This is a genomic window from Serratia bockelmannii (assembly GCF_008011855.1).
GTDB classification, from domain to species: Bacteria; Pseudomonadota; Gammaproteobacteria; order Enterobacterales; family Enterobacteriaceae; genus Serratia; species Serratia bockelmannii.
In genome coordinates, this window is the sequence record NZ_VOUX01000003.1 from 345,633 (window position 1) to 357,816 (window position 12,184).

9 protein-coding genes are annotated in these 12,184 nt (G+C 60.6%); 8 read left to right on the forward strand and 1 reads right to left on the reverse strand.

The genetic code is table 11. From position 1 onward, the window contains the following. Positions 1 to 25: 25 nt before the first annotated feature. The 5 genes from fhuA (at position 26) to FOT55_RS06170 (ending at position 6,414) form a co-directional block, all read left to right on the forward strand. The gene (gene fhuA, locus FOT55_RS06150) at positions 26 to 2,218 is read left to right on the forward strand and encodes a ferrichrome porin FhuA (RefSeq protein ID WP_043141280.1); all 2,193 of its coding nucleotides are present in this window, start codon (positions 26 to 28) and stop codon (positions 2,216 to 2,218) included. Between the two features lie 47 nt (positions 2,219 to 2,265). After that, the gene (gene fhuC, locus FOT55_RS06155; protein ID WP_099817512.1) at positions 2,266 to 3,063 is read left to right on the forward strand and encodes a Fe3+-hydroxamate ABC transporter ATP-binding protein FhuC; all 798 of its coding nucleotides are present in this window, start codon (positions 2,266 to 2,268) and stop codon (positions 3,061 to 3,063) included. Then, positions 3,063 to 3,971, forward strand: coding sequence for a Fe(3+)-hydroxamate ABC transporter substrate-binding protein FhuD (gene fhuD / locus FOT55_RS06160; RefSeq protein WP_147823237.1), 909 nt, complete (start codon positions 3,063 to 3,065; stop codon positions 3,969 to 3,971). Before fhuC ends, fhuD begins: the two co-directional genes overlap by 1 nt. After that, positions 3,968 to 5,956, forward strand: coding sequence for a Fe(3+)-hydroxamate ABC transporter permease FhuB (fhuB, locus tag FOT55_RS06165; RefSeq protein ID WP_025304214.1), 1,989 nt, complete (start codon positions 3,968 to 3,970; stop codon positions 5,954 to 5,956). Before fhuD ends, fhuB begins: the two co-directional genes overlap by 4 nt. 305 nt (positions 5,957 to 6,261) lie before the next feature. Further along, complete coding sequence (locus tag FOT55_RS06170; protein ID WP_004937610.1) at positions 6,262 to 6,414, forward strand: Hok/Gef family protein; 153 nt, start codon at positions 6,262 to 6,264, stop codon at positions 6,412 to 6,414. Positions 6,415 to 6,537: 123 nt separating this feature from the next. On the opposite strand, the gene metK is transcribed toward FOT55_RS06170, so the two are convergent. Beyond that, positions 6,538 to 7,692 (reverse strand): methionine adenosyltransferase, encoded by a 1,155-nt coding sequence (metK, locus tag FOT55_RS06175; RefSeq protein WP_016926681.1) that lies wholly within the window; start codon positions 7,690 to 7,692, stop codon positions 6,538 to 6,540. Between the two features lie 898 nt (positions 7,693 to 8,590). Here metK and speA point away from each other — a divergent pair. The 3 genes from speA (at position 8,591) to FOT55_RS06200 (ending at position 12,170) form a co-directional block, all read left to right on the forward strand. Next, positions 8,591 to 10,567: a biosynthetic arginine decarboxylase gene (gene speA, locus FOT55_RS06185; protein WP_004937600.1), complete on the forward strand. Its 1,977-nt coding sequence runs from the start codon at positions 8,591 to 8,593 to the stop codon at positions 10,565 to 10,567. A 194-nt stretch (positions 10,568 to 10,761) separates the two neighbouring features. Continuing rightward, complete coding sequence (speB, locus tag FOT55_RS06195) at positions 10,762 to 11,682, forward strand: agmatinase (protein ID WP_004937606.1); 921 nt, start codon at positions 10,762 to 10,764, stop codon at positions 11,680 to 11,682. A gap of 335 nt (positions 11,683 to 12,017) precedes the next feature. After that, positions 12,018 to 12,170: a Hok/Gef family protein gene (locus tag FOT55_RS06200; protein WP_004937610.1), complete on the forward strand. Its 153-nt coding sequence runs from the start codon at positions 12,018 to 12,020 to the stop codon at positions 12,168 to 12,170. The last annotated feature ends 14 nt before the right edge of the window (positions 12,171 to 12,184 follow it).

Genomic DNA, 12,184 nt, shown 5'->3' on the forward strand with positions numbered 1-12,184 from the left:
TAATAATTCATCAGAGAAATAAATCATGCCGACCAAGCGTCTTTCATCATCCGCGGCCAAGCAGGGCCGTCTCCCCGTCAGCGCGTTAGCGATCACCGTCGCTGCGGCGTTAGGCACGCTGGCGATGCCGGCTTTTTCCGCCGACGCCAAGCCGGCCGCCAAGGAAGACACGATTACCGTTGTGGGCGGCAGCAATTCCGCCCAGCAGGAAAGCGCCTGGGGGCCGGTCGGCACCTATGTCGCCAAACGTAGCGCCACCGGCACCAAAACCGATACGCCGATCGAAAAGAACCCGCAGTCCGTTTCCGTGGTGACGCGTGAAGAGATGGACATGCGCCAGCCGGATACGGTGAAAAGTGCTCTGGCCTATGCGCCGGGCGTATTCGCCAGCCGCGGCAGCTCCACGACCTATGACGCGGTGGCAATCCGCGGCTTCCCGGCTACCAACACCACCCAGTATCTGGATGGCCTGCGGTTGCTGGGCGACAACTACAGCGAAGCGTCCATCGATCCTTATTTCCTCGAACGCGCCGAGCTGCTGCGCGGCCCGGTCTCGGTGCTGTACGGTAAAAGCAACCCGGGCGGTTTGGTCTCGATGGTCAGCAAGCGGCCAACCACCGAGCCGCTGCGCGAAATCCAGTTCAAAATGGGTACCGATAACCTGTTCCAGACCGGTTTCGATTTCAGCGACGCGCTGGACGATCAGGGCATCTATTCCTATCGCCTGACCGGCCTGGCGAAAGACAGCGATACGCAGCAGAACATGAGCAAAGAGAAGCGCTATGCGATCGCACCGTCCTTTAGCTGGCGCCCGGATGACAAAACCAACTTCACGCTGCTGGCCAACATTCAAAACGATCCCTATACCGGTTATTACGGCTGGTTGCCGAAGCAGGGCACGCTGATCCCATTGCCGGACGGCAGCAAACTGCCGACCGATTTCAACGAAGGCGAAGCCAGCAACTATATGGCGCGCAAGCAGCGGATGATCGGGTACAGTTTCGAACACGCCTTCAACGATACCTGGGCGGTGCGCCAGAACCTGCGTTATATGCAGGTGGACACCGATATGAAGAGCATCTACGGATTCGGCTTATCATCACCGACGACGATCAATCGCGCTTACGTTCAGTCGAAAGAGCACCTGAACAATTTTGCGGTTGATACTCAGGCACAGGCGAAGGTGAAAACCGGGGATATCGACCATACGTTGTTGTTTGGCGTAGATTATTCGCGTATGCGCAACGATATCAATTCCGACTATGGTTCCACAGACGGCCTGAGCATGACCCGGCCGCAGTATGGCAATGATGTGGTCAATATCAACTTCCCATACAAGTACTTGAACCGTCAGGAGCAAACCGGTTTGTATGTGCAGGAGCAAGGGGAGTGGAACCAGTGGCTGTTGACGCTGGGCGGGCGCTATGACTGGGCGAAAACGTCGGCCAATAACCGCGTTCTCGGGTACACCAACGAACGCTCCGATGGGCAGTTTACCTGGCGCGGCGGATTGAATTACCTGTTCGACAACGGCGTGACGCCGTATTTCAGCTACAGCGAGTCGTTTGAACCGACCCTCGATACGTCAATCAATGGCCAGACCTTTAAGCCCTCGATCGGCAAGCAGTATGAAGCCGGTGTGAAATACGTGCCGAAGGATCGCCCAATCGTGCTGACTGGTGCGTTGTATCAACTGACCAAGAACAACAACCTGACGCCGGATCCGGATAACGCGCAGTTCAGCGTGCAGAGCGGCGAGATCCGTTCGCGCGGTGTGGAGCTGGAAGCCAAGGCGGCGTTGAATGCCAACGTCAACCTGATCGCCTCCTATACTTATACCGATGCGAAGTACACCAAGGACAACACCTATCAGGGCAAACCGACCGTCGAAGTGCCGAAACACATGGCGTCGCTGTGGGCGGATTATACTTTCCACGAAACGGCAGTGAGCGGTTTGACGCTGGGTTCCGGTGTGCGTTACGTCGGCTCCAGCTCGAGCTTCAACAGCGATAACACCACCTTCAAGGTGCCGGACTACACGCTGGTGGACGCGACCATTAAATACGATTTGGCGCGCTTTGGCCTGCCGGGCTCGTCCGTGGGCGTCAACATCAACAACCTGTTCGACAAGACTTACGTGTCGAGCTGCTACCGCGACTACGCCTGCTACTGGGGCGCAGAACGCCAGGTGGTCGCCACCGCAACCTTCCGTTTCTAACCGGATAGCCGGGGCGGCGCCGCGTCGCCCCGGACAAAGCAGGATCTATGCAGGACAAACTTCTTAATCCCGGCGCGGCCTTTGCGCTGGATAACGCCAGCTTCGCCGTCCCCGGCCGGGTGCTGCTGCAACCGCTGTCGCTCAGTTTTCCCCAGGGCAAAGTCTGCGGCCTGATCGGCCATAACGGTTCCGGTAAATCCACCCTGTTGAAACTGCTCGGGCGGCACCATGCGCCCAGCGGCGGCCAGGTCTTGCTCAATCGGCAGCCGTTGGCGCAGTGGGACAGCAAATCCTTCGCCCGCCAGGTGGCCTACCTGCCGCAGCAGTTGCCGGCGGCGGAAGGCATGACGGTGCGCGAGCTGGTGGCCGTCGGCCGTTATCCGTGGCATGGCGCGCTGGGGCGTTTTGGCGCCAACGATCGTCAACAGGTGGAAGAGGCCATCGCGCTGGTGGGCTTGAAGCCGTTCGCCAACCGGCTGGTGGACAGCCTGTCCGGCGGCGAGCGCCAACGCGCCTGGTTAGCGATGATGGTGGCGCAGGACAGCCGCTGCCTGCTGCTTGACGAACCGACGTCGGCGCTGGATATCGCGCACCAGGTCGAGGTGCTGGCGCTGATCCAGCGCTTGAGCCGCGAACGCGATCTCACGGTGATCGCCGTACTGCACGACATCAACATGGCGGCGCGCTACTGCGACCATTTGGTGGCACTGCGCGGCGGTGAAATGATCGCCCAGGGCGGCCCGCTGGAGCTGATGCAGGGGCCGGTGCTGGAGCAAATTTACGGTATTCCTATGGGCACGTTGCCGCATCCGAGCGGCGGCGCGCCGGTGAGTTTTGTCTACTGATGTCCTCTGCATTCACTTCTTCTCACGATCCGCTGCGCCGCCGTTTGTTGATGGCGCTCGCGCTGTCGCCGCTGTTGGGTTCGTTGCCCGGGCGGGCGGCGGAGGCGCCGCCGGATATCGCGCGCGTTGCGGCGCTGGAATGGCTGCCGATCGAGCTGCTGTTGGCATTGGGCGTGACGCCGCTGGCGGTGGCCGATGTGCATAACTACAACCTGTGGGTGGCGGAGCCGAAGCTGCCGGCGACGGTGGTCGACGTCGGCCAGCGCACCGAACCGAATCTCGAACTGCTGCAGCAGCTCCAGCCTTCGCTGGTGTTGCTGTCGCAGGGCTATGGCCCGACGCCGCGAAAAATCCAACCCATCGCGCCAACCATGAGCTTCGGCTTCAACGACGGCAGCGGCAAACCGCTGACCGTCGCCCGCCAGTCGCTGCTGGCGCTGGGCCAGCGGTTGGGCATAGAAAGCCGGGCGGTAAACCACCTGGCGCAGTTCGACCGCTTTATGCAGGACGCCCGTCAGCGCCTGCAAAGCTACACCCGCCAACCGTTGCTGCTGTTTTCCCTGATAGACACCCGCCATGCGTTGATCATCGGCCAGAAAAGCCTGTTCCAGGAAGCGATGGACCAACTGGGCATCCGCAATGCCTGGCAGGAGCCAACCGACTTTTGGGGCACGGCGGTGGTGGGGATTGAACGGTTGGCCACGGTGCGTAACGCCCGAGTCATTTATCTCGATCACGGCAATCAGGCGATGATGGACAAGGTCAGCGCGACGCCGCTGTGGCAGTCATTGCCCTTCGTGCGGAAAAACCAGCTGCGGCAGGTGCCGGCGGTGTGGTTCTACGGTGCCACGCTGTCGACGATGCGGTTTTGCCGCCTGTTGGCACAGGCTCAGGAGAGTGCGGCATGAATGCTGGCATCCGGAAATTACCGCTGACGCTGATCCTGCTGTTGCTGGCGGCGGCAGGTGGCCTGACGATATACAACCTGACGCAGCAGCTGCCGCCGGCGCAATGGGCACGGGCGCTCAGCGCGCCGGACATCGACGACGTGCGGCAAATGCTGTTCCATTACAGCCTGCTGCCTCGGTTGACGGTGTCGCTGTTGGCCGGCGCCGGCCTGGGGTTGGTCGGCGTGCTGTTCCAGCAGGTGTTGCGCAATCCGTTGGCGGAACCGTCGACGCTCGGCGTGGCCGCCGGTGCGCAGCTCGGCCTGACCATCGCCACGCTGTGGGTGCTGCCGGGGGGCGAATTTACCCGCCAGCTGGCCGCTATGGTGGGTGCGATTGTGGTGGGCGGGCTGGTGTTCGGCGTCGCCTGGGGCAAGCGGATGTCGCCGGTGACGCTGATTCTGGCCGGGCTGGTGTTGGGGCTGTACTGCGGCGCGGTCAACAGCTTGTTGGCGCTGTTTCATTACGATCAGCTGCAGGGCATGTTCCTGTGGGGCACCGGCGCGCTGAACCAACAGGATTGGAGCGCCGTACAGTTCCTCCTGCCGCGTTTGCTGGTGGCAGGCCTGCTGGCGGCGCTGTTGCTGCGCCCGCTGACGCTGCTGGGGCTGGACGACGGCGTGGCGCGCAACCTGGGGTTGGGGCTATCGATGGCGCGCTTCTGCGCCTTGGGGCTGGCCATTATCTTCAGCGCCATGTTGGTGAGTGCGGTGGGCATTATCGGCTTTATCGGCCTGTTTGCGCCGCTGATGGCGAAGATGCTGGGCGCGCGCCGCCTGGCGCACCGCATGATGTTGGCGCCGTTGCTGGGGGCGCTGCTGCTGTGGCTGACCGATCAGGTGATGCTCGGGGTGACGCAGGTGTGGCGTGAGATCCCGACCGGCGCGGCCACTGCGCTGTTCGGCGCACCGCTGCTGCTGTGGCTGTTGCCGCGTTTGCGCAGCGCCACCACGCCGCCGCCGATGAACCTTGGCGACAAGGTGCCTGCCGAGCGCGGGAATCTGCCCGGCTGGATCCTGCTGGGTGGCCTCGTATTGCTGATCGGTCTGACGCTGGCGCTGATGCTGGGCAAAAATGCCGGCGGTTGGCACTGGAGCCTGGGTGCGGAGCTGGATTCCCTGCTGCCGTGGCGCTGGCCGCGGGTGCTGTCGGCGCTGGCGGCGGGCATGATGCTGGCGGTCGCCGGCACGTTGATCCAGAAATTGACCGGCAACCCGATGGCCAGCCCGGAAGTGTTGGGGATCAGCTCCGGCGCCGCTTTTGGCGTCGTGATGATGCTGTTTATGGTGCCGGGCGACGCCTTCGTTTGGCTGCTGCCCGCCGGCAGTTTGGGAGCGGCCGCTACGCTGCTGATCATCATGATCGCCGCAGGCCGCGGCGGTTTCTCGACGGAACGCATGCTGCTCGCCGGTATCGCGCTCAGCACCGCCTTTACTACCGTCATCTTCCTGCTGTTGGCCAGCGGCGATCCGCGTATGGGGGGCTTGCTGACCTGGCTCTCCGGTTCGACCTATTCGGTGGAGCCGGCGCAGGCGCTGCGTACCGCTCTGGTGGCCGCCGGCCTGATGGTATTGGCGCCGCTGTGCCGCCGTTGGTTGACCATCCTGCCGCTCGGCGGCGCCACCGCCCGCTCGGTGGGCATTGCGCTGACGCCGGCGCGGTTGACCATTTTGTTGCTGGCTGCCACCCTGACCGCCATGGCGACCCTGACCGTCGGGCCGCTGAGCTTTGTCGGGCTGATGGCGCCGCATATGGCGCGTATGCTGGGCTTCCGCCGCGCGCTGCCGCAGATGGTGATCGCCGCGCTGCTGGGCGGCTTGCTGATGGTGTTTGCCGACTGGTGCGGGCGTATGCTGCTGTTCCCGTATCAGATCCCCGCCGGGTTATTGGCGACCTTTATCGGTGCGCCGTACTTCGTTTATCTGTTGCGTAAGCAGACGTCGTAAGCCTCGCTCCCACCTTGCTTTCTCTGCCCTCAATGGCCCTGCGTTGCTGGGCCTTTTTTCAACGCTTTGCAAGGCGTTGCGTGCCGCTACGCAAGAAAGACATTTAACGTGAAAAGGAACGTGGGAAGAGAGGGGGAGGTGAATATACTGCGGGCGGGTGCTCTGGATCTTTGTCTCTGGAGCCCGTGCGAAAGATACAAAGAGAAAAGCCCCGAGTCGATATCCATCAACCCGAGGCCTACTCTAACGCACGACAACGTTAAGTTAGCCTCTTACCCGCCGCGAGGCAAGGAGAAGAAGGCATGATGCCGAACAAACGGAGCCTGTTAAAATTGGTGGTTATTTGTGCCACGGTAATATCACTGGCATGGATAACCCGCAGCACGCTGTGTGAGCTGCGTATCCGATCGGGCACTACGGAGGTTGCGGCCATTTTGGCTTACGAATCCGAACGGTAAGGCAACCCGGCGGCGGGGGCTTTGCCTCCGCTGGCCGGCAGTCGATGCGTTGATCCAGGAGCACCCATCTGCTCAAAAAAAACGGCGAGCCCAGGCTCGCCGTTTTCATGTTGATGTCGGGGCTTATTTCAGGCCGGCGGCATCGCGCAGCAGTGCGGCTTTGTCGGTCGCTTCCCACGGGAAGTGCTCGCGGCCGAAGTGGCCGTAGGCGGCAGTTTCGCGGTAGATCGGCTGCAGCAGATCCATCATCTGGATCAGGCCGTATGGGCGCAGATCGAAGAATTCGCGCACCAGCAGCGTCAGCTGTTCGGTTGGCACTTTCTCGGTACCGAAGGTTTCCACCATGATGGAGGTCGGTTCCGCTACGCCGATAGCGTAAGACACCTGAATCTCGCAGCGATCGGCCAGGCCGGCGGCAACGATGTTTTTCGCCACGTAGCGCGCCGCGTAAGCCGCGGAACGGTCAACCTTGGACGGATCCTTACCGGAGAAGGCGCCGCCGCCGTGGCGAGCCATGCCGCCGTAGGTGTCGACGATGATCTTACGGCCGGTCAGGCCGCAGTCGCCCATCGGGCCGCCGATAACGAAACGGCCGGTCGGGTTGATGTGGTATTTGGTGCCCGCCGTCAGCCATTCCGCCGGCAGTACCGGCTTGATGATCTCTTCCATCACCGCTTCTTGCAGATCTTTCAGCGAGATGTCTTCTGAGTGCTGGGTGGACAGCACCACGGCGTCGATGCCGACGATTTTGCCGTCGTCGTACTGGAAGGTCACCTGGCTCTTCGCATCCGGGCGCAGCCACGGCAGGGTGCCGTTTTTGCGCACTTCGGACTGGCGCTGCACCAGACGGTGCGCGTAGGTGACCGGTGCAGGCATCAGCACGTCGGTTTCGTTGGTGGCGTAGCCAAACATCAAGCCCTGATCGCCGGCGCCCTGCTCGAGAGGATCGGTACGGTCAACGCCCTGATTGATGTCCGGGGATTGTTTGCCGATGGCGCTCAAGACTGCACAGGAGTTGGCGTCAAAGCCCATGTCCGAATGAACGTAGCCGATCTCGCGCACGGTCTTGCGGGTAATCTCTTCGATATCGACCCAGGCACTGGTGGTGATTTCACCGCCGACCAGCACCATACCGGTTTTCACGTAAGTTTCGCAGGCGACGCGCGCTTTCGGATCTTGTTCCAGGATGGCGTCGAGGACGGCATCGGAGATCTGGTCGGCGATTTTATCGGGATGTCCTTCGGAGACGGATTCGGACGTGAAGAGGTGTTTAGCCATTGTGTTCTTTACCTTGCATAAGACGGGTTAGAAATTACTGCACAGCGCTGGAGATCCGGCATCGAAGCGAAGGGTCTTCCGCTGATGGCGCGAGATGCATCCTGCAACGCCCCTCAGGCAAAGCCGTTAAGCAGTTTATCAGTTAACCAGTATAGATGGATTAACATCTGGACGTCTATTTTAGGTCAGGGTTTAGCCAGATTGCCAGTAATTTTTTGCGCTTTCGCTCTTTTGCGCAAACGGGTTGGCGCCATTTTCATCGCTTGAAACAGTTTTCGGCGAATTTTCATTTTGCTTTTTCACCTGCTTACCGGTATAAACTGCGCGCGCGGTTCATTTGCTGCACAGTACGGCGGTCTGGCGTGGGGGAAGGAGCGATAAACTTCCGCTTTGCATTCGCCAGCGTTGCGCTATTATCCGTCGCGGGCGTTCGCCGCTTCATCGAACGGTCACGTTCTTACACTATATTTAGAGGCTGGGTCGTTCACTCCGAACGGCGCGCGTGGAGGTGGTTGGATTAATGATCCGTTGTCTACCGGTTGTTGGTTCTCAACAGCAGTGCCGTTCTGGCGCACATTCTTCTGCTATTTCCCGTCTTGTCTCTCTGTCACTTACCAGGTGCGATAAACACTTGGCCGCTACTCAGGATTCTCGGGCCGGCTAACGGTCGTCTGAAGAACTGAACAAGGGTAGCCTGCAGCCTTCCTGTGGGATGTTTCTTGGCCCGATTCACGAGGTTTGAACAGGGTGTCTTACAATTATATGAGTGATAAACCGATCGCTGACCGCGAACGGCAGTTCTCTTCGCTGCCGCCGGCGCGGCTTGTTGGGTTGTTCTCGCGGGTTGTAGCTGCGATAGTGGCTGACGGTTTCGTCAGTAGGGAATGTGAGGCGAACCATGTCTGATGATCTGTTGATTCACCGTCCGCCGGTTGCGGGCGAGTCTTTATCTTTGCGCTCCATGCAGGAGGTTGCCATGAATGATCGTAATGCCAGCAAGATGCTGCGTACTTATAACGTCGCCTACTGGGGCAACAATTACTATGACGTCAACGAGCTGGGCCATATCAGCGTGTGCCCGGATCCGGATGTCCCGCAGGCGCGCGTCGATCTGGCAGAACTGGTGAAAACGCGCCAGCAAGACGGCCAACGTCTGCCGGCGCTGTTCTGCTTCCCGCAGATCCTTCAGCATCGCCTGCGCTCTATCAACGCCGCGTTCAAACGCGCGCGTGAATCCTTCGGCTACCAGGGCGGTTATTTCCTGGTGTATCCGATCAAGGTGAACCAACACCGCCGCGTGATTGAATCGCTGGTGAACTCCGGCGAACCGCTGGGGCTGGAAGCCGGCTCCAAGGCCGAACTGATGGCGGTGCTGGCGCATGCCGGCATGACCCGCTCGGTGATCGTCTGTAATGGTTATAAAGATCGTGAATATATTCGTCTGGCGCTGATCGGGGAAAAGCTGGGGCACAAGGTGTACCTGGTGATCGAGAAGATGTCCGAGATCAACCTGGTGCTGGAAGAGGCCGAGCGGCTGAACGTCATACCGCGCCTGGGCGTGCGTGCGCGTCTGGCATCGCAAGGCTCCGGCAAATGGCAGTCGAGCGGCGGCGAAAAATCCAAGTTCGGTCTGGCGGCGGTGCAGGTGCTGAAGCTGGTGGAGACCCTGCGTGAAGCGGGCCGCCTCGACAGCCTGCAGCTGCTGCACTTCCATTTGGGTTCGCAGCTGGCCAATATTCGCGACATCGCCACCGGCGTGCGCGAATCGGCGCGCTTCTACGTTGAGCTGCACAAGTTGGGCGTCAACATTCAGTGCTTCGACGTGGGCGGCGGCTTGGGCGTCGACTACGAAGGCACCCGTTCGCAGTCCGATTGCTCGGTCAACTACGGCCTGAACGAATATGCCAACAACGTGATTTGGGGCATCGGCGACGCCTGTAACGAACACGGCCTGCCGCACCCGACGGTGATCACCGAGTCCGGTCGCGCCGTGACCGCGCACCACACGGTGCTGGTCTCCAACGTGATTGGCGTCGAGCGCAACGAGTTCAGCGAACCGCAGCCGCCGGAAGCCGACGCGCCGCGCGCGCTGGAAAGCATGTGGGAAACCTGGCTGGAAATGAACGAGCCGGAGAACCGCCGCTCGCTGCGCGAATGGCTGCACGACAGCCAGATGGATCTGCACGACGTGCATACCCAATACGCGCACGGCATGCTGGACCTGACCAAGCGCGCCTGGGCCGAGCAGCTGTATCTGAACATCTGCAACAAGATCCAGCAGCAGCTCGATCCGAGCAACCGCGCGCACCGTCCTATCATCGACGAACTGCAAGAGCGCATGGCGGACAAGTTCTACGTCAACTTCTCGCTGTTCCAGTCGATGCCGGATGCATGGGGCATCGACCAGCTGTTCCCGGTGCTGCCGCTGGAAGGGCTGGATAAGCCGCCGGAAGGCCGTGCGGTGCTGCTCGACATCACCTGCGACTCCGACGGCACCATCGATCATTACGTCGACGGCGACGGCGTGGCGACCACCATGCCGATGCCGCCGTACGATCCGGAGAACCCGCCGGCGTTGGGCTTCTTCATGGTCGGCGCGTACCAGGAGATCCTTGGCAACATGCACAACCTGTTCGGCGACACCGCCTCGGTTGATGTGTACGTGTTCCCGGACGGCAGCGTCGAGACCGAGCTGTCCGACGAGGGCGATACCGTGGCGGACATGCTGGAGTATGTGCAGCTCGATCCGAGCGCGCTGCTGTCCAAGTTCCGCGATCAGGTCAAAGAAACCGATCTGGACAGCGAGCTGCAGGCGCAGTTCCTGGAAGAGTTTGAGGCCGGTCTGTACGGTTATACGTATCTGGAAGACGAGTAACCGCCCTCTTCAGGGGGGCGCTGTTGACCCCCTTGAAGCATGAACAAAATGCGGCCATAATCTGCCGTATCGGTAGCACCGAAACACACATCGAATAAATCCCTTTCTCGTCGGGCTAACGACGCGGGAGGGATTTTTTTTTGTAACGGCCCGGCGTCTGCGCCCGGCAACTTGTTGAACTACGAGGGTTTACTATGAGCACCTTAGGCCATCAGTCCGATAATTCATTAGTGTCCAACGCCTTTGGTTTCCTGCGCTTTCCGCTGAACTTCATGCCTTACGACAGCGATGCAGAGTGGGTCATCACCGGCATTCCGTTTGACATGGCGACCTCCGGTCGCGCCGGCGGCCGCCATGGCCCGGCGGCCATCCGTCAGGTGTCCACCAACCTGGCCTGGGAAGGCAACCGTTGGCCGTGGAGCTTCGATCTGCGCGATCGCCTGAACGTGGTTGACTGCGGCGACATCGTGTTCAACTTCGGCGATGCGCAGGACATGAGCGACAAGCTGCAGGCGCACGCGGAGAAACTGCTGAAAGCCGGTAAGCGCATGCTCTCGTTCGGCGGCGACCACTTTGTCACCCTGCCGCTGCTGCGCGCGCACGCCAAGCATTTCGGCAAGCTGGCGCTGGTGCACTTCGACGCCCATACCGATACCTACGCCAACGGCAGCAAGTTCGACCACGGTACCATGTTCTATCATGCGCCGAACGAAGGCCTGATCGATCCGCACCACTCGGTGCAGATCGGCATTCGCACCGAGTTCGATCACGACAACGGCTTTACCGTGCTGGACGCCGCGCAGGTGAACGATCGCAGCGTGGACGACCTGCTGACCCAGATCAAGGGCATCGTCGGCGATATGCCGGTGTACCTGACCTTCGACATCGACTGCCTGGATCCGGCGTTCGCACCGGGCACCGGCACGCCGGTGATCGGCGGCCTGACTTCCGATCGCGCGCTGAAACTGGTACGCGGCATGCAGTCGCTGAACATCGTCGGCATGGACGTAGTGGAAGTGGCGCCGGCCTATGACCAGTCCGAGATCACCGCACTGGCCGCGGCGACGTTGGGTCTGGAGATGCTGTACCTGCAGGCGGCCAAGAAACACGCCTGACGCTTGGCCACGCCTCGCTGAAAAAGCGGCTCCCATCGTATGGGGGCCGCTTTTTTTATTTCATTTTTCGCCATCCGAGCGGCGATTTTCAGTCTGTTGCAACGCCTTTGCGCAATTTTGCGCAGAAATGAAACGGAGTCAGTAAAAAGGAATCGGGATAACGGGGAGGATGAATATACTGCGCGCGGGTGCTCTGGATCTTTGTATCTAGAGCCTGCGTGAAAGGTACAAAGAGAAAAGCCCCGAGTCGATATTCATCAACCCGAGGCCTACTCTAACGCCAGCAACGTTAAGTTAGCCTCTTACCCGCCGCGAGGCAAGGAGAAGAAGGCATGATGCCGAACAAACGGAGCCTGTTAAAACTGGTGGTTATTTGTGCCACGGTAATATCACTGGCATGGATAACCCGTAGCACGCTGTGCGAGCTGCGGATCCGATCGGGCACTACGGAGGTTGCGGCCATTTTGGCTTACGAATCCGAACGGTAAGGCAACCCGGCGAC